This is a genomic window from Nocardia sp. NRRL WC-3656 (assembly GCF_000720265.1).
Classification (GTDB): Bacteria; Actinomycetota; Actinomycetes; order Mycobacteriales; family Mycobacteriaceae; genus Nocardia; species Nocardia nova.
The window spans coordinates 1-19,091 of sequence record NZ_JOJF01000041.1 but is presented as its reverse complement, the minus strand read 5'-3'; the positions used below and the strand labels follow the sequence as shown (position 1 = coordinate 19,091).

The 19,091-nt window shown below is 66.4% G+C and carries 10 protein-coding genes and 1 pseudogene; 4 read left to right on the top strand and 7 right to left on the bottom strand.

Translation table 11 applies throughout. The annotated features are described in order from the left end of the window. Positions 1-196: 196 nt before the first annotated feature. The 3 genes from IG65_RS0131325 to murJ all read right to left on the bottom strand — a co-directional run bounded on the left by IG65_RS0131325 (position 197) and on the right by murJ (position 3,597). On the bottom strand, positions 197-880 hold the full coding sequence (locus IG65_RS0131325; protein WP_030518562.1) for a GAP family protein: 684 nt from the start codon (positions 878-880) through the stop codon (positions 197-199). Between the two features lie 170 nt (positions 881-1,050). After that, a complete protein-coding gene (locus IG65_RS35330; protein WP_231509554.1) occupies positions 1,051-1,866 on the bottom strand; it encodes an SMP-30/gluconolactonase/LRE family protein in 816 nt (271 codons plus the stop codon). A gap of 165 nt (positions 1,867-2,031) precedes the next feature. After that, positions 2,032-3,597, bottom strand: a complete 1,566-nt coding sequence (gene murJ / locus IG65_RS0131315) for a murein biosynthesis integral membrane protein MurJ (RefSeq protein WP_255359496.1) — start codon at positions 3,595-3,597, stop codon at positions 2,032-2,034. Positions 3,598-4,490: 893 nt separating this feature from the next. On the opposite strand from murJ, the gene IG65_RS38730 reads away from it, so the two are divergent. Continuing rightward, positions 4,491-5,864 carry a hypothetical protein gene (locus tag IG65_RS38730; RefSeq protein WP_197039987.1) on the top strand — a complete coding sequence of 458 codons (1,374 nt, stop codon included), beginning with the start codon at positions 4,491-4,493 and terminating at the stop codon, positions 5,862-5,864. A gap of 717 nt (positions 5,865-6,581) precedes the next feature. On the opposite strand, the gene mobF is transcribed toward IG65_RS38730, so the two are convergent. From mobF to ssb, 3 genes and pseudogenes are all read right to left on the bottom strand, one after another. Next, on the bottom strand, positions 6,582-12,140 hold the full coding sequence (gene mobF, locus IG65_RS0131300) for a MobF family relaxase (protein ID WP_051757259.1): 5,559 nt from the start codon (positions 12,138-12,140) through the stop codon (positions 6,582-6,584). Between the two features lie 456 nt (positions 12,141-12,596). After that, positions 12,597-14,018 carry a hypothetical protein gene (locus IG65_RS0131295; RefSeq protein ID WP_030518558.1) on the bottom strand — a complete coding sequence of 474 codons (1,422 nt, stop codon included), beginning with the start codon at positions 14,016-14,018 and terminating at the stop codon, positions 12,597-12,599. 407 nt (positions 14,019-14,425) lie between these two features. Next, positions 14,426-14,941 (bottom strand): annotated as a pseudogene (gene ssb / locus IG65_RS37335) (single-stranded DNA-binding protein); the annotation flags it as partial. Positions 14,942-15,448: 507 nt separating this feature from the next. Here ssb and IG65_RS0131285 point away from each other — a divergent pair. The 3 genes from IG65_RS0131285 to IG65_RS0131275 all read left to right on the top strand — a co-directional run bounded on the left by IG65_RS0131285 (position 15,449) and on the right by IG65_RS0131275 (position 18,196). After that, positions 15,449-16,180: a tyrosine-type recombinase/integrase gene (locus tag IG65_RS0131285; RefSeq protein ID WP_231509552.1), complete on the top strand. Its 732-nt coding sequence runs from the start codon at positions 15,449-15,451 to the stop codon at positions 16,178-16,180. Positions 16,181-16,202: 22 nt separating this feature from the next. Continuing rightward, positions 16,203-16,502, top strand: a complete 300-nt coding sequence (locus IG65_RS0131280; protein ID WP_369801626.1) for a helix-turn-helix domain-containing protein — start codon at positions 16,203-16,205, stop codon at positions 16,500-16,502. Positions 16,503-16,807: 305 nt separating this feature from the next. Continuing rightward, on the top strand, positions 16,808-18,196 hold the full coding sequence (locus tag IG65_RS0131275) for a hypothetical protein (protein WP_156055872.1): 1,389 nt from the start codon (positions 16,808-16,810) through the stop codon (positions 18,194-18,196). Between the two features lie 45 nt (positions 18,197-18,241). On the opposite strand, the gene IG65_RS0131270 is transcribed toward IG65_RS0131275, so the two are convergent. After that, positions 18,242-18,757, bottom strand: a complete 516-nt coding sequence (locus tag IG65_RS0131270) for a single-stranded DNA-binding protein (RefSeq protein ID WP_030518553.1) — start codon at positions 18,755-18,757, stop codon at positions 18,242-18,244. Between the last annotated feature and the right edge of the window lie 334 nt (positions 18,758-19,091).

The following is a 19,091-nucleotide window of genomic DNA, read 5'->3' as shown; positions in this document are numbered from 1 at the left end:
GGCCGCCAAAGATGTTGCAGCTCATATGAGAGCGAGCGCGGCGGAACCGATTAAGAGTCTACCGCTGTCGCAACGGCCCCGCGCCCCAGGACGGCACCTCGTCGTGGAAGAGCAAACGGTGGTGGGCTCAAATGGTCAGTGCGTCACCCCTGTCAGGTGCTCAGCGTAGACCTCTTGGTGGCTGCGGTAGGGCCCCTCATCGCAACGGTGGACAGTTCCTCACCGCATCGACGATGAGAATGGCACCGAAGGCGATGAACAGTACGCGGATCGAGACCGGTCCGAAGCGCCTGAGTATCCGCACGAGGGCGCGGTAGAAGCGTTGTGCCCGGGCCGAAGAGCGGGTGGCGGTGAAAAGGACCAGCGCCGGTGGCAGTAGGGCGATCATGCAGTAGACGACGACGATCAGCGGCCATAGACCGGGTCGGGGATCTCGCGCGGAGATCATCGCCAACGCAGCCAGATATGGAACCGCGGTCGGCGCCTGCCCCAGGCCGATGCCGACTCCCGCCAGCCCCAGCAGCCATGGCCGCCTCCGCGCCTCCAGCGCCCAGGGTGGCACCGTTCGGTTTTGCCCGGACAGACGGACGCTACCCAGCAACAACAGCGCCGCGCCGATGCCGAGTTCACCCCAGAGGCGAATTGTCGGGGTCAGCTCGAAGTGGACGAGGTCGGTGAGGAAATGCAGCCCGAGCACGGTGCAGATGCCGAACACCGTTGTGACAGCGAAGACTCCCACCAGGAAGCTTGCTGCCCCGGGCACGGGAGATCGACGACTCAGCCGGCTGTCGAGGACCACTGCGGTCGTAACCCCCACCAACAGAACGTCAAGTGAATCCAGAAGCGCGAAACCCGCAAGCGCCAGCAAGAAGATCACCATGGCTCCACCGAACTTACGGGGTGCCGCTTGCCTTTTCAGCGTCGACCAATTCGCGGTGCAGCGCCATCACGTTGCCGCGCAGACCTCGCGGACAAGTTAAGGGCTAAGTACCGGTGTCAGGTCGGTGTCGGCTGGGGGTCGCAGCCGGCGCAATGTGCCGTCGGATCCGGTCACATACAGGCCCTGGCGATCGCGTCGGGGGCGATCCGCACCGAGGTGGGGCCGTCCCATCCTGCTGGTAGTCCTGTGTCGATCGTGCACATGTCGTCGGTGTGGGGGTCGACGCGGTAGATGAGGCCGGCGAGATGCGCGGCGACGTAGAGCTCACCTGAGCGTGACGCGGTCAGGTCGTCGAGGCCGGGCAGTCCGCCGGGCACTGTCGCAACAACGGTCCATCGGTCGGGTGAGGCGAGGGGGATGCGGATGATCTGGCCGGTGAAAAGGTCGTCGGTGTAGACGAATTGGTGGTCAGGGCTCAGGGCAAGCCCTTCCGACCGTGGCGCCGGTGACCAGTTCGGCTGCACGGTGGCGGTGTCGTGGTGGTAGCGCGAGACGCCGGTGTCGGGGACGCCGATGTCGGTGCCGACCCATGTGGTGAGGATGTCGCCATCCGGGAGGCGCAGCAATCCGTTCGGGACGGTCATCGTGGCGAGTTTGGTGATGTGGCCGGTGGTGATGTCGTACCGGGAGACGGCGCCGTCGCGGCCGGTTGCCAGGTAGAGGTCGGTGCCGTTGACCTGCAGACCGCGCGGCACCGGCAGATCATCGAGGACCGTGCGTACCTGTCCGGCCTCGTCGACGTGGTAGAGGCGTGATTCACCGGAGACGTAGAAGCCGTCATGGCCATCGGGTGCCAGGTTTTCCAGCTGTTGCAGGCCTGAGGCGACGGTATCGACTTGCCAGCCATCGCATTTCGGTACCGGTGTGGCCTGTGCTGCTGGTGCTGTCGAGCAGATGCCCGCAGCGATCGCAGCGGCTGCGCACATGTTCCGTAGGTTGTTTCTCCCCACCTTCGTCATCGGCTCAACCTACGCCAGGCGAACTCTGGTTAGGAGTTGCCGAGTCGGTGTCGATCCGGGGTTCACTTGGATACTGCCAGGCTCCCTCGATACGAGGAACCCGCCACACGATCGGCATGCAGCATGCCCTGGTCAGGGGGTCAGGAGTGTTCGGGCGACGCGGATTTCCGGTATCCCGATCGCTTTGGCGGCGGCCAGGAAGACGCCCGCGCCGACCAGTGTTCCGGCGGTCAGGGTGACCAGGTGGCTGGCGGTGACGCCCGAGACGGTGTGCTGGGTCAGCACCATCGCGGCCAGGGCGCCGCAGCCGGCGATGGCGGTAGCGGCCATGACCTGGTTGAAGGTTGTTGCGACAGTGGCGAATCCGAGCAGCCCGTAGCGGCGCCGCAGCAGTATGTGTCCGGTTACTGCTCCGGCGAGGTAGGAGATGGAGGCAGCTACGCTGAGCATCACCACGACCGCACGGTCGGGCAACACTTCAGCCGACACGGTGAGGACCGCGAGCTTCACTACCACCATCACCACGTTGATGACGGTGGGTGTGCGGGTGTCGTTGCCGGCGTAGAAGACCCGCATCTGCAACATCACCAGCGCGAACGGCGCCAACCCGAACGCCGAGGACGCGATCGCCGCACCGATCAACCGTGCGCTGCCGGGGTCGACCCGCCCGGCGAACACCAGAGAACACACGATCGGTCCGAGCAGCATCATCGCCATCGTCATCGGCATCAACGCCACCATCAGATATCTGGCCCCGCGGCCGAGGTCCGCGATCACCGCGGCCCGGTCACCGTCCGCGGCCGACCGCGACAGGCGTGGCATCAATACCGTCAGCAAGGACACCGCCAGGACGCCGTAGGGGACCTGGAACAGCAGGTCGGCGTAGGTGTAGATCGAGACCCCGTGGTGGTCGAACGCGATCCGCATAGTGACCGCGACCCCGAGCTGGCTGATCAGCGCGTACCCCAGCAGCCATCCCAGCAGCGGCACCGCCGCACGCACCGGTCGCCACGTGTACGGGATCGGGCGCACCCGCCAGCTCCACCGGAACCCGCTACGTCGCAACGCCGCAACCGTCCACGCGGCCTGCCCGGCGATCCCGGCCAGGGTGCCCACACCGAGAATGAGGACCTGCATGGTGGTCATCGACGCCGGGGTCAGCGCCACCGGGCCGGGTAGCAGCACGAACACCGCGCACGTGGCCAGCACGATCACGTTGTTGACCACAGGTGCCCACGCCGCCGCGGCGAAACTGTCCCGCACATTGAGCACCGCGCTCGCCAGGACGGTCACCCCGTAGAAAAAGATCTCCGGCAGCAGCAGATAGGCGAACACCGTGGTCAGGTGCCGCTGCCCGGCATCAGCGACGAACATCCGCACAATCCACGGAGCGCACAGCACGGTGAGCACCGTGATCACTGCCAGCGCGATCAATGCGGCCAGCAGCAGACGCTGGGTGAACTCGCGAGAGCGTCGACGGCCGTGACGGTGCGCGCGAGCCAGCAGCGGCACCACCGCGCTGGCGAACACACTGCCCAGCAACAACTCGTACACCATGTTCGGCAGGTTGTTCGCGCCGTTGTAGGCATCCCCCACAGCCGCCGCACCCAGCACAGCCGCCACCACCAGCGTGCGCGCGAACCCCGTCACCCGGCTCACCACCGAGGCAACAGCGACATGTCCTCCCGCCCGAGCCAAACCACGCCCACCGGCCGCCCGGCCCGCCCGAGGAACACCAGTTGCCGCCTGCGGCCGCCCCCCGCGGCGGGGCGATTCGTCCAGGACCGGCAATGGCACGGTGGGGAAATTGTCAGCGCTCCGGCGCCCGGCTCGGACCGCGCGCGGTGGCGGACCGGCCAGAATCGGCAGCGGCTGAGTGGGGAAATTGCCGTACCTGTCGGTCATCACGCTCACTTCCCTTCCTGGACACCAACACTCGGATACTGCCAGACACCTCGAGACGACGAACCCACCACACGACAGACACACTCACCCGTCTCCACCCTGACCGGAGCGCAGAGCAATTCAGGCCCGCCGGCAAGCTTCCGTCACTGACATCGAAGTGGGAATCACTCACCGACATTCCGGTGGGAAGTCGCAGGGTGAGTGGATTGTGGGTGCGAGTTCCCACCAGATTGTCAGTGGCGGGTATGGATGGGATTCGGGCGCTGGCCTTGCGAATCTGTTGGAAGACGGCCGTTTGAGAAGCCTTCCGCGGACGGACATCGGCGGTGGGGACAGCTTGGATCATCGCCGGTCGGTTGTGCCCTCGTCGCCGACTTCTAACCGTTTGATCCGTAGTCCAGCAGATCGGCGCGGGCTGGTGAGACCGCCGGATTCCGAGCGGCTCTCCGGACAATGGGCCTCGGGTGTGTTGCTCGGTATCGGTGTTGTTGGGATTTATCCGAATTGGTGACGGCGTGTGTGCGTTTGAGTGATCATGGTTGAGCGGGGGGTCGGGCCGGCGCGGACCGGTAGGTCCGGTTCGAGTCCCTGCTTTTCACGATCATCGTTCCGCAGCCATATGCCGATGCTGTCGAGAGCGTGTGAGGCTCGGCGGGAACGGCATCCGACGTACGGAGGGTGTCGATATGTCTGTTCAGCAGAATTCCCACACAACGGTTGGTGCCGATGGATCCGTACCGGCCGTGGACGTGTCCTATATCCCGGAGGATATGACCCCACCCACGGTCGAGGCCATCGAGGCCGGTAGGCAGGCGCAGGTCGAGCTGGCCCAGATACAAGGCAATCCCGAGGTCTCGGCGGAGGCGAAATGGTGGGGATTCCGAGTCTTCCTCAACCATGAGGCCGTCAACCTGTCTGCCGAGATCTACCCTCGCATCGCCACCCTCGTCGGGCAGTTCCTGCCGGCCCCCATCGGCACCATTGTCGGCGCGTATTGCAAGGCCCACAGCGTGATCATGAAACGCGTCGACAAAGGCCGCGGTGTGGTGCTGACTTCGCCATGGGTCGCTATCGCCGCGCTGGTTCCGACTCCGATGGGGTGGCCTTCCACCGACACCAGCTTGTGGTGGACGGTGTTCGAGGAGGAACACGGCTGGAGCCAAGACGAGGAGTTCCCGAAGCATGCCAGCGAAGCCAACCCGGCGCTGGCCGCGTTCGAGGGCAAGCTGTTCTGCGTGCATCGCGGCGGCGGGTCGGACAAGAGCCTGTGGCAGACCCTCTACGACCCCGACACCGGGTGGAGCGAAGACAGGCGCTTCGCACAACATGCCAGCGACGCCGGGCCCGCGTTGGCCGTGTTCGATGGAGCCCTGCACTGCGTCCACAAGGGCAACGGCACCGTCGACTCGTGGTGGACGAAGAAGACGAGTTCCACCGGCACCTGGTCGCAAGACCAGGTGATCGCGCGTCACGCCACCGACGCCGGCCCAGCACTGGCGGTGTTCAAGAACAAGCTGTACTGCGTGCGCCGCGGATCGGGCAGTGACAAGAACCTGTGGTGGAGCACCCTGGCCAGCAGCAGCTCGAACTGGTCGCGCGACGCGGCGATCCCGGGAGCGGCCTCGGACTCCAACCCGGCGCTGGCGGTGTTCCGCGACAGCAGCGGGGTCGAAAAGCTGTACTGCGTCCACAAGGGCAACGGCAGCGATAAGAGCCTGTGGTACACCACCACCACCGACGGCCAGAACTGGAGCGCGGACAGGAAATTCCCCAACCACGGCACCAACGCGGGCCCAGCGCTGGCGGTGTTCAAGAACAAGCTGTACTGCGTGCACCGCGGAAACCGCGACCAGAGCCTGTGGTGGACCCGCCTCGACAGCCACAACTCCACCTGGACCCCGGACCGTGAACTCAGCCAGCACGCCAGCCACGCCGGACCTGCACTGATCGTCTACCGCGACAAGAACAGCACCAAAGACCAGCTGATGTGCGTCCATCGCGGCTACGGCCCCAAAAAGGCCACCCCAGACGGCGACCCCTCAGCGGTAGACGCAACCTGACGGTGACGCCCGCAACCTACCGGCAAGCTCGCGCTCATCCGGGGGCAGCTGCTGCTGGCCTCCGGTGAGTTCGGGCAGGTGTTTGTAGACCGTCGAGCGGGAGACACCGAGCAGCCAGCGACCGAGGAGACGGTTTCCTCCGGTCGGGTGAGGATGGCGCTGGCCCGGCGGATCTGCTCGGCGGTCATGGCCGGTGGCCGGCCCAGGCGCTGCCCGCGAGCGCGGGCAGTGGCCAGGCCCTCCTGGTCCGCAGCCTGGCGCAGCGCGCGCACGGTCACGTCAGCACACCGACCTCCCACCGCGGGCTCCCTCCGGACCGGAGCATACGACCGCGAGTTCCACCGCGCGGCAGCGAAATTCAGGCCCGCCAGCCCGACTTCCGTCACTGACATCGAAGTGGGAATCACTCACTGACATTCCGGTGGGAAGTCGCATCACGGCTGACCGCACCAACGGCAATTCACTGGGCCTTTCGATCATCGCCGCGTTGCGCGCGGCGATGATCGAAAGTACGTAGCGGCACATCATGTGGTGAAGGCGCGAGGCCGCGGGGCTGACTTACCGGTGGCCCGAAACATGTACTGGTAGCAGTGACTATCTGGTTCGGACGCGATGCTTGGGTTCCATCGTGACGTGGTGGTGCGGCCTTCCCGCTCACTCACTCTGATTCGAGGCGGCAGCGGTGCTGGGGTCGGGCAGCGGGATCGTCGGATGTTGCTAGAGCTCAGGGCCGTCGGTTTCGGCAGCTGCGCTGGTGTTCAGGCCGGTGTGTTCGTGGGCAGACCAGCGATCGACGCCGCCTTCGCGGTTGGCGCGCTGTGCGTGTTCGGCGGTGGTTTGTTCGGGCGTGAGGTGGGCGCGGCGTGTGCGTTCGGCGTGTAGTTCGGTGAGTTCTTCTTCCAGCCAGCCGGTATCGATCGGGTCGCCCGCGTGGGTGGTGCCGCGTGGTGGGCCGTAGATGATGGCCTCGTCGTCGGCGAGTTGAATGCGGAGCTCGAGGGTGCCGGTCGCTTGGACGAGTTCGGTATCGGTGAGCATGTGAGTCGGGTTGGACGGATCGAACCCACTGTCGCCGCCAAGATCTTGCGATGAATTGTTCTGACTGGCTGGGGTTTCGGCTGTCAGGAGCGCGTCTGCGAAGGCTTCGATGGTCGCGCGCTCGGCTGGTTTTCGTGTGTGGCGCCAGTCTTTTCGCAGTAGTGCTAGTGCCGCGGTGGGTGGGTGCCGGTCGGTGATGAATGTGCAGCGGGCGGCGACGTGATCGGCGGGGTTGTGGTCGGGGAGGCCGAGTTGTTTGTCGTCGCGGCAGGTGCTGCAGAGTCCGTCGTCGCAGTGGTGTTGGTGGGTGTCGGTGCGGGCGCGTTCGAGTCCGCAGGCGAGGCAGGGGAGTTTGTGGTGGTCGGGGACTGCGTAGCGGTCGTAGTCGACGGTGTGCCCGGTGCCGGCGAGGAAGCTGGTGATGTCGGAGCGTTGTGGTGTCTCTTTGCCGGGCCGGTGGCGCGTGGCGCCGGTTCCTTCGGGGACGGGTAGGTGGGTGGGGTCGGCGTCGCGGTCGGCGAAGAATTGGGTGTAGGCGTCGAACGCGTCGCGGCCTGGGTCGGGACGGGGTGGACGCCGCCGTGTGGGGTCCATGTATTCGCGGTGATCGCGTGCGGCGGTGCGGGGGTCGCGGCCGCTCGGGGGATTGTCGGGGTGGGGCTGGTGGAGGCGGGGGTCGGTGGCAGGGATTGCGGCGAGGATGAATGCGCGGTGTTCGGGGTAGCGGTCGGCGGCCCATCTGAGCCGCGCAGCCGCGATCGGGTAGGAGCGGGTTGTCAGGGTCGTGATGACGCGTTGGAGGATGTCGCGTTCGGTGTAGTCGAGGTGGGCGGTGAGGCGGGTGAACGTATTTCGGGCATCGTCGATCCTGCCGGAGGACACGAGGTCGCCGATCGCGTGAACGATGTCGGCCGGTGAGGGACCGACGCCGTCGGCGGGGGTTGAGTCGGTGTCGCGGGGCTCGGGTGTCGGTTGTGTCATGGCGGTCGCGGTTCCATTTGTGGTGTGGGGGTTTTCGGGCTCGGGGGCTGGGTGGGTGAGTATCTCGATGCGCCAGGCCAGAGCAGTGGCGAGTTGATCGGCGCGAGGGAGGGTTGTCGCGTCCTCGGCCGCGGTGAGGAGAAGTTCGCGGGCGGTGGCGAGCAGGTCGTGTGGTGTCCAGTCGGCGGGCGCGGTGTCGATGGCAGCGACCAGGCGCGGCCAGGTCGGATCGGCGATGACGTGCTCGGCGAGGTCGTGGCCGAGGATGTCGTGCAGGTGCGATGTCCAGTCGGGGCGTAGGGGCTGTTCGGTGCGGGTGGTGAGTGCTGAGGCGTCGAGGCGTAGACGGGACCAGAGGGCGGCGGCGGGCATGTCGTCGGGCAGTGCACGGGTTGCGGCGGCGTCTGTGAGCAGGGTGTCGATGTCGAGTCCGGCCGCGGCGGCGGTGTCGAGATAGTTGGCGAGGACGGGCCACCAGGGGTCGCTGGTGATGCGGGTGTCGAGCCGTTTGACCAGTGGCTCCCAGGTATGGGTGGCGGTGTGCAGGTCCCCGATCGCGTCGGTCACCCGAGTGTTGAGGTGTGTTTGGTGGTCGCGTTCGCGGGCGGGGAAACGGGTGGGGCCAGTGGGTCGTAAGTCGGTGTCGGGGACATGGTTGGCTGCGCGCCACACCGCCAGCTCCGCGATCAGTTCGCGGTTGCCGAGTAGGGGGCGCGCCCATACTGGTGTACTGGTGGCGGTCCAGGCTCGGGCGTCGGTGGTGATCTGGGTGGCGAGGTCGGCGACGATGCGTTGGCGTGCGCGTAGTTGTGCAGCGATCGTGGGGTCGGTGATCTGATGGGGGAGGCCGAGGAGCCAAGGCAGGGGACCGGTTCCGGTGGAGTGTGCGCCGCTGGTGTCGAGGCGCCAGTCCAGCACGGCGGCGGGGTCTTTCGCCGTGTCGAGTTCGCGGTCGCCGATCGCCTCATACAGCGCGGCGACGGGATCGTGGCCGGCAAGGGCGAGGATCGCCAGGTGCTGGCGCAGGGTGGGGTAGGCGGGTGCGTCGGTGAGTCCGGGAAGCAGGGTTTCGGCGTCGTGGTCGAGCTGGGTGAGCGCGTCGGGTCCGAGGAGGTGTTCGGTGGCGACGCCGATGGCGTCGAGGTAGATGTCGACAGCGCGGCCGAGCCGGCGATGGGGGTCGAGGGCGTCGCTCAGGGAGGTGTGGGCGCTGGTGTGGGTGGCCTCGCGGGCGAAGATGTGTTGCAGGACTTCGACGGCGGTGCGGGGGAGGATGGCGGGTTCGGTCCAGAAGGAGGCTTCGCTGCCGTCGATGGTGGTGGGGACGTAGAGGTGGTTGGCGTGGATTCCGCGGGTGATCGCGACGTAGAGCTGGTTGCGGGATTCGCTGCCGGTGAGCACGGTGTGGCAGGTGTCGGCGGTGGTGCCCTGGGCGGAATCGATCGTCATGGCATACCCGAGACGCACATGCAGGCCGACGTATTCGGGAGGAAGTACCGTGGCGGCGCCGGGCCGGCCGCCGGGGCGCAGGTGGGTGACGGTGAGGCTGCCGTCGGCGTGGACGGTGTCGACGCGCCATCGGTAGCCGTTGCGTACCCAGTCGCCCTCTCCGAGGGGCAGGCCGCGGTTGTTGCGGCGGGTGCAGATGATGTCACCCGCAGACGCGGACAACGTGTCTCCCAAGAATGCTGTTGCTGAAGTGGTTTCGGTGGTGCGGGCGAGGCGGTCTGCGCGGGCGCGATTGTTGAGGTCGGTGACGATGTCGTGAGTTGGGGCGAGCATGATCGTGTCGCGTCCGTCGTGTTGGTCGGCGAACCAGGCGGCATAGGCTTTGTCGGCGATGGTGGCGGCGCTGCCGGAATGGATGCGCTGCTGGTCGAGGTAGAAGCCGAGACCTGATGGATCTCCCTCGCGTAGTGTGAGTCCGGCGGTGGCTTCGGCGGTGTCGGCGAAGCGCACCACGTGGGTCAACGTGATCGCGTCGGGGGTGTGGGTGGTGTCGATTCCGGCGCCGCCGGCGTCGATGGCGGGCAGTTGTTTGTCGTCGCCGACACACCGGATGGTGGCGCCGCGGGCGGTGAGGAATTCGAACAGCTGCAGCCGTTTTCGATCCGAGAGTTTGATGTGTTCGTCGATGATCACCAGCGTTCGGTTGTCGATTTGTGTCACCCATGGCGGTACCGCCGCGGGAAAATCCCGGTCCGCGATCCGTGGATCCTGCCCGTGGGATGGTCGGTGTTGGTTGAGGATGTGTAGCAGTCGGTCGACGGTTTCGACGCGGGCTCGGGTGGCTTCGGCGAGGATGGCGGCGGGTGCGGCCTCGGGGGCGAGGCCCAGCACTGTGCCGCCGGAGGCGCGCCAGGCGTCGACGAGGACGCGCATGGCGGTGGTTTTTCCGGTGCCGGCGGGTGCGGAGGCGACCGCGATGCGGGCGGGGGAGGTGGCGAAGTGGGTGACCATGGCTGTCTGGCCGGCGTTGAGCTTCTTGCCTTGATGCGCGGGATCGGTGTTGTAGTCATCGATGGCGGCGGTCACGAAACTCTCGTCGATCGTCCGTCCGCCGGGCTGCACCGACATCTCTGCGAGGCGGTATTCGATGTCGAGTTGGTGGGCGGAGGTGTAGGTCTGGGTGCCGGAGCGGGTGTAGACGCTGGCGCCGTCGCGGCGCCCGAACGGCTCAGCAACCGTGGCGAGAGCGGGTTCGGCGGTGATGTCGGGGTCCCCGCGAGCGAGGGAATTTCGGGGCGAGAGTGCTTCGGCGACTACGGCGTCGGCGACGGACGCCCAGGTGTCGCGGTCGGTGAGCGCGCGGATGCGGCGTTCGGTTTCGGCGCGGATGTGGTGGTGCTGCCACACCGCCCGCTGCGCCGACACCACCTCGACGACCGCGCGGGCGATGTTCGCGACGCGAGCCTCATCGACCACGGGTGACGGTGCCGACGCCCAGTTCAGCGTGGTGGCGACGACCCGATCGAGGGCGTTTCGGCCGGCGAGGACGGTGACGGCCTCGGTACGCCAGTCGCGGCGTTGTTCGGCCCATGAGCGGGACAGGTGTTTGGCCGGGCGGGTCTGTAGGGTCGCGACCTGCGCGAGGTTCCACATCTCGGTCGGGGTGGGCTCGCGGCCGAGTTGCTGGTGGAAGTCGACGGTCAGTTCGTCCAACCGTGTTCGGATGGCGGCGTCGCGTCGCGACCAGTAACGGATCAATACCGCAGGGATGCCGTCGATTTCGCGGATGGGGCGCTTGTTCGGGTTCGTTCCGGCGCGTTCGGCGAATTCGACACCGAGGTCGGCGCGCAGGTGATGTTCGAGGCGGGTGTTGTAGATCTCGCTAATGGTCACGTTCAGCCGATAGATCACCGCCGCGTCCACGGTGCGCCACCTACCATCGGCGCTGCGTACCCGGTTGGCGATCAGGACGTGAGTGTGCAAATCCGGGTCGCCGCAGCGGGATTCGCGGTGGATGAACCGCGTCGCGATGATGCCGTCGACATCGAGCTGACGCACCCCGTTGCGGCCCGCGCGGGTGAAGATCCCGTGTTCTTGCAGCCAGCCGAGTGCGTCGTCGACGGCGGCATCGTGGGCGCTGGCGACGCGTTCGGAGACCTCGATCGGTGCGATGGCCCACAGCGCGGACACGCTTTTGACCGGAGAGAACGTGATGTCGAAACCGGCGACCGCCGCGGATTTCGGGCGCGAAATCTTGGCGACGAACCCGGACAACTCACGATCATCCAACGGCGCCCGATCGTAATGTTCGGTGAACATTTCCGTCGCCACCTCGGTGCGAATCCGCGCGCGAACCGCGTCGGGAATCGCCGCACGAGCGTCGACTCCGGCAGCAATATTGTGTTCGGCGAACGCCTTGCCGCTGCGTTTTCGGAACTCGTTGTCACCGGAATAGGTGCGATACGGGTTGCCCAACCGTGTCGCGCGTTCCGCGATTTCCTTCGCGGCTTTGAGGCTGGTTCCTTGCCCAGTTTTGGAGGCGATGACGCGTGCGATGATCGCGTCGGTGTCGGGGTGGCGGCCCTGCCCGAACAGCGCGCGCATCTGTGCCTCGGTGACTTCGTCGCCGGGTGAGAGGTTCAGGGCGGCAAGTCCGTTGCCCCACCACGTACCTGGTTGTTCCCCGTGGGCGGAGTAGTAGTCCGATAGCGTTCCGGGGCCGCGGTCGGTGGCATCGGCGGCGGCGACCTGGCGAAGGTAGTAGCGGTAGCTGTCGCCCGCGAGAATTTTGTGGAGCGTCGCGGTCACCTATCCATCACAAGCCCATTGCATCCAGTATTTCCAGGTTTGGAAGGGAGGTAGTTTGTATCAAAACGCGCCATTTCCCCACGATGTAAGGAAATTCTCAGATTCCGCGATGCATGAGGTGTGCGAGTGGTGAGTGAATGTGAGGTGAGGGGGTTATGGGGGAATGGGGGTTATGGGGTTATGGGGTGAGTGGAATAGGTGATGGTGTGAGTGAGTGTGTGGGGGTGAGTGGGTGAGAGTGAATGTGGAGAGTGGTGGTGGGGCCTGCGGGCTGTCGCAGGCCCCACATCGACGCAAGCGAGCGGGGCTGCGCCGCGGTCGTGTGGCGCAGCCGGTCAGTCGCGCGGGCGCTGGTTGGCGCGTGGTGGGTGGGTGTCGGAGACGGTCGTGAGTCGGTGGCCGGTCCGTCGCGGGAAACACGTCACCGCGACGGACCGGAGATCGAGACTCGCGCGTTCAGGCGGCGACGGTCTGGCGCGCGGGTGGGGTGACGAGGCCGAGCCAGACGCGGCATTCGGTGCAGAACCCGTCGTCGTGGATGGCGCGGATGCGGGTGCATCCCTCGCAGCGGGCCTGGCGCTGCCCGGCGCCGGTCACCGGGCCGCGACGACGACGGGTCGCAGGCTTCTCCTGTGCTGCACGGGTTTCGATGTCGGCGGCGTGTTCGGAGTGGGGAAGGTGTTCGTCGATGATGGTGGTCAGCCAGCGCGGTGCACGTCGGCGTGTCTCAGCGAGCAGGGCGGGCGCGGCGCCCGGGTAGGTGGTGGTGAGGAATCGGCAGTAGGTGCGGGCGAGGTCGGTGGCGGTGAACCCGGCGGGCAGTTCGGGCAGGCGCGGTGTGCGCTCGTCGCTGCGGCAGTAGTCGCACAGACCGTCGTCGCTGCGCAACCGGCCGCCGTCGCTGTGGAGGGGGTGCTGGTCGACGGTGGAGCGTTCGATGAAGCATCCGATACAGCGCCACCCGGAGATCGGTGTCATGGCCTCGCGGGTGTAGTCCACACTGTTGCCCTGGAACGGCAACTCCGGTCGCAGATCTCCACGCACACCGGTGCGGGCATCGGCGTAGGCGAGCGCCTCGTCGTGTGAGACGCGGCGGGGGCGCTCGGCGGATGCGGCGGCGTGGGTGTGCTGTTCGGCGACGTGGTGAACGAACTCGAGATCCCACCGCGCCCGCACATCCTCGTCGCTGCGCGGCTGCGCACGCTGCACGCGCTCCGACGATGCCGGGGTGGGTTCGGGGAGCAGGCCGAGGTCGCGGAACCGCTGCTCGCTGGCGCGGCTACGCGCGAGCTCACCGGCCATGGTGTCGCGGTGCATAGTGTCGGCGGCGTAGGCGGTGACCACATCGGGTTCGACGAGCACAGGGCGGCGTTTGCCGCGGGCACGGACACGCGCGGTGATCTGCGCGGGCGTCATCCGCGACTTATCCGTTTCCCGTGACGGCGCGAGGTAGACGCGGGCAGGCGGGTTGCGCCACAACCGGATCGAGGTCCGCTCGGCTTCGGCGGCAGTGAGCGGGGCGTAGTCGCGGAAGGCTTCGTCGTCGACGCTGCTGGCGTTGGCGTGGGAGCGCTGTTCCAGGATCGCGATGCGCTCGGCACGCTCGCGCACATACAGGCCGGGGTCGGTGTCGGGCAGCAGCCGCGCCAGCAGTGCGCGTTTGGGTTCGTCGTAGCGGAAGGCGGCGTCCAGGCGCAGCAGCGCGGTGCGATACGGGTAGATGGTGAAGGTGTCGACCATGGCGTCGAGCACGTCCCGCTCCGCCGGGGTGGCGTGGGCGAGGGCGGTGGTGAAGGTCCGGCGCGCGGCGCGGCGGTCGCTGGTGATGCTGTAGTCGAGTTCGGCGATGGCGTCGAGGAAGGTGCTGGTTTCGGTCACGAGTTCGTCCTGTCGTCAATCGAATGGTGTGCGAGCACCCGCTGGGACCGTCACGGTCCCGATCGAACAGGCGGGTGTCGGGCCGGTCGTGGTGACCAGCCGAGGGCGCGAGAACCGGGGCGGGACACGATGCGCGGGTAGGGGGCGGAACGCGCCGGGGCGTGCGCGGGCGAATTCCCGCGCACACCAACCCGGCCGGCGGGAGGGCGTGGGGTCGGCGCGCCGGGGAATTCGTGCGCGCCGGGCGCGGGCCGTCACGCGCGGCGCGGCCCGCCCTGGTAGCCCTCGGATGGCTGGTCACCACAACCGGCCAGACCCCCGCCCCACAACGCAACTCACCCCACCCGGAACCGACAGTTCCGAGCGGGGTGAGCGAGCCGAGCAAATGGAATTAGAGAGGCAGTGCGTTAGAACGGGGGCGTGTCGTCGCCGAATCCCGCGCCGGCTCCGGCCATCGCCGGTTCCCGCCACGGATCCGAACTCTCCGACGGAGAAGCCGGCGGCTGATCGAATCCTGTGCCGGTGGCTGTGTCGGGGTTGCCGAACCCGTCGCGGTGCGTGGTTACCGCTCGCCGTGTCCGCGGGCCGCCGGATCCATTTGCGGTGGCGCGGGTGACGGTCGCGGTGGCGTAGCGCAGGGAGGCGCCGACCTCGTCGACGTCGAGTTCGACGACGGTGCGTTTGTCGCCCTCGCGGGTGGTGAACGAGCGCTGCTTGAGTCGCCCGGTGACGATGACACGCGCACCGCGCGCCAGGGATTCGGCGAGATTTTCTGCGGCTTGGCGCCACAGATTGCAGCGCAGGAACAGCGGATCGCCGTCTTTCCACTCGCCGGCGTCGCGGTCGAAATATCGCGGTGTCGAGGCGACGGTGAAGTTCGCGACCGCCGCGCCGGCTATCGCAACTGCCGTGGGTTGGTCGGCGTCTCCTTTCTGCTGTTCATGTGATGGTCCAGGCCAGCGCGGGTTCGTGCGGACCTGGTCGAAGTTCGATGGTTGGTCGGAAATCTCGACGGTTCTCTGGTATTTATGACCGGTGAGCTTCGTCAGTGAACCCGTGGCGGTGCCGGGGTGGTGAGACTTGCCGCGGTTCGGGATTCGGGCGTGGTCCAACGGTTGGTGTTGCCGCAGGAGCTCGATGACTTCGAGCAGGAGCTGGTGGATCAGTATGCGTTGGCGTTCGCGGCGGCTGGTGTCACCGACGACCACATTGCTCAGGAACGGTCGGTGATCTTCGCGTTCATCTGGGCTCTGGGCCGGTATGTGTGGACCGCGCAGCCGCAGGATGTGGATCGGTTCCTGGAACAGCAGCGCCGCGACAAAGACCTTGCCCGCAGCACGGTGCATAGCAAGGCGGGGACGCTGGCGCGGTTCTTCGATTTCTTGATCAGCCGGTATCAGGGTGAGATCCACAGTCTGACAGGTCATCTCGTGGTTCAGCCGGTCGATGAGTTCAATCGTCCGATCAAGGCGGATTACGGCGGTGTGATCCGAGTGCCGCCCAGCGAGGACGAGGTGGATGGGTTGTTCCGCCGATGGCGCGAGGCGTTGCCGGAGGCACGGAAGTTCCTGCCCGCTGCCCGTGACTATCTCGCGGCGTCGTTGTGGCGGCGCGTTGGTCTGCGGATCAATGAGACCGTTCATCTGGATATCCGTGATTGGCGTCAGGATCTGGGCCAGCACGGCAAGCTGCATGTGCGGTTCGGCAAGGGCAGTATGGGCCGTGGGCCCAAGGCGCGGCTGGTGCCGACGATCAACGCCGCGGGCGAATTGTTGGAGTGGTGGCTGACCGACATTCGTCACCAGTTCGGCGACGACTGGATGGATCCGGACGCGCCGTTGCTGCCGAGTGAGCGCCGGGACCGAGATCTTGGGCGCTGCCGTCGGGTTGGTGACGACGCTCTGCGCAGCGGTTTGGCCGGCGCGGTGAATCGGTGGCTGCCTGCGTGGGAGGGGCGGTTGACCCCGCACGGGCTCCGGCATTTCTGTGCGTCGTCGATGTATGCGCGTGGCGTGGATATGAAGGCGATTCAGGAGTTGCTGGGGCACGAATGGTTGTCGACGACGACCCGATATATCCATGTTCACGATGAGCATGTCGAGACCGCGTGGGCGAACGCGAACGAGCGCGTCGCGTCGCGGCTGATCACCGGGACGGAGTGAGCGGATGCGGTGGAACCTGCGGATGAAAGCAGCAGAGCAGGGTATCTGGAAGTCGACCGAGTTGCGGCGCCTGCTGGCCGAGGCGGGTCTGGAGATCAGTGCCGGAAAGATGTCGGCGTTGTGGACCGGTGCCCCGACCACGATCAGGCTCGACGACCTCGACGTGATCTGTCACGTGCTGGGCTGCGAGGCCAATGATCTGCTGATCCGGGAGCCGGACAAGGTGGCTGCGCGCAGACCGCGCAAGGCCGCCGACAACAGTGCCGGCGTAACGGCGATCACGCCGCGTCTGGGACGGAACCGGACACTGCCACCGGCATGAAACCACCGAGAACGTGTGTCGGGTGCGGGCAGCGGCCCGTGGCCACGCCCAGAGATCAGCACTGTTATCGATGCATGCCCGGTGGGCCGTTCGCGCCGTTGCCTTGCCGCAAGTGCGGCTCGACGCGCGACTACTACTCCGCCGGACTGTGTCAGCGCTGCCATCGATTTGCTCCGCCGGTGATCGACAGCTGCATGGACTGCCTCGGCTGGGGCGTGAGCGGCCATTCGAGGTGGTTGTGTGAAGGCTGCCGGGCACTGCGGCGACGATTCCCAGTGCCGAAGCCGTGTGGTTCGTGCGGACGCGTGATCGCGGTGAACGCCGAAGGGTTCTGCCGCTTGTGCTCTCGGCAGGCCGTTGGGGAACGTCCGCATGGCATCGGGCTCAGCGTCGTGGAGGCGAACCGACACGGCCAGCAATTGTTCCTGGCTGGCCTGTTCTGGGGTATGCGCCGGCCGATCACATCGAAAACCCCTGAGCGGCTGTGTAGTCGCCAGTACCCGGTCGCCTATCGGCAACTGGCGTTGATCGACCTGCCGCGGGACCTGGTCGCAGGGCGCGCGCACGGGTTCGCCGATCCACCGGATCCGGTGCTGGCCCAGCAACTCGACGAGGTGGCCGTGGAACACGCTCGCAGGCATGGGTGGAGCAAGACTCGGTTGGTCGAGGCCCGCAAGGGCATCCGGATCCTGCAAGCGCTGCAGGACACCCCCGGCGCTGCGATCAAGGCCAGCGAAGTCACTCGCCTGGATCAGATTTCGCTGGCGGTGCAACCGATTCGGGAGATTCTCGCGACAGCGGGAATGCTCGATGACGATCGGGAACCCAGTGTGCTCGCGTGGTTCGCACGCCAGATCGAGGGCCTTCCCGAACCGATGCGCAACGAAATGTCCCTATGGTTCGAGGTGTTGCGCGTGGGCACTACTACGGCGCCGCGGTTCCGTCCTCGAACAGAAACCACGGTGCGCGGGCGGATCCATCACGCCATGCCCGCCGTGCACGGGTGGGCCGCGGCCGGGCACGAGTCGCTGCGGGAGATCACCCGCGATCACATCAAGGCGGCCCTGCCTGACAGTGGCAGCCAGCGAGCACTGGTCGGTCAGGCCTTGCGATCGCTGTTCGGTGTGCTCAAAGCGCACCGCCTTGTGTTCGCCAATCCGACAACGCATTTCCGCACCGGTAAACCTGAAACCCGTGTGCCGCTACCGGTCCCAGTCACACAATTGCGTGCCGCGCTCGTCTCCGAGGATCCGGCGCGCGCCGTTATCGCCGCGCTCGTTGGTTTCCATGGTCTGCGCAGTACCCAACTCCGGTCGCTACTGCTGACCGATATCCGCGACGGACGCGTCTATTTGCTGGATCGGACGATCCTGCTGGCACCGCCAGTGCGTGAGCGGGTGGCGACTTGGCTGGATCGTCGTGCTGCCCGCTGGCCCGACAGCGTGAACCCGCACCTGCTGATCAACACGAGAAGCGGTGTCCGGACCGGACCGGTCAGCCGCAACTGGATCAATGGAGTCCTCGGCATGGCATGTCAATCCGTGCGTGAGGACCGGATCCTCTACGAAGCCATCACCACCGGCGGCGACGTCCGCCGACTGTGTGACCTGTTCGGACTGAGCGTGAAAGGCGCTGAACGCTATACCGACACCGTCAATCACCCCGATCTCGACGGCAGCCCCGGCTCGCCATGACCTGCTCCACGCCACCAACGGCCGGAGCAGCGCAACCGACTCGACTCAGAACGGCGGCTCGTCGCTACTTCCGCCGCCGAACCCTGCGGCAGCACCAGCGAATGCCTGGCCAGCGTCACCCGCCGCCCACGGATCGTCCCCACCAGTGCTGCCGAAACCGTTACCGTTGCTGCCACCACCGTTGCCGCGGTCGTTGCGGTTGACTCGAGTGACCTGAGCTGTCGCGTACCGCAGTGAGGGACCCAACTCGTCGACGTCGAGTTCGGTGACCGTGCGTTTCTCGCCCTCGCGGGTCTCGAAGGAGCGCTGCTTGAGACGTCCACTCACAATCACACGCGAGCCCCTGGTCAAGCTCTCCGCGGCATTTTCCGCAGCTTCTCGCCAAATATTGCAACGCAGGAACAGTGCACCGCCGTCTTTCCATTCGTTCGTATTACGGTCGAACATACGGGGAGTCGAAGCGACGGTGAAGTTGGCCACCGCCACCCCCGAGGGCGTAAATCTGAGCTCAGGCGAGGCAACCAGATTACCGATGACAGTGATGACCGTATCTCCGGACATGATGATTCTCCTCAAAGTCGTTGTCGTGTAGGGGATCCCTGACTAGGCAGACGGACCTGATCCGTCGGTTCGCCGAACCGACGGCGCGGATAGCTGCAGGAACGCGCCCGGCGCTTCAGTTCCGTGCAGAGGACCCTTCGGAATTCATGAACCCACCGGAAACGGGGGTGAACCGGAGCTCCGGCGAGTCAGTCAAATTTCCTATGACAGTCAAGACCGTGTCACCGGCCATGGACGTCCTTACCTTTCTTTCGTGGTGATAGAGCCCGCAGCCATCGGGTTCCGAATCACCTGGGAGCGGTGGGTTTGGCTTCATGGTCGTTGCCGAGGTTCA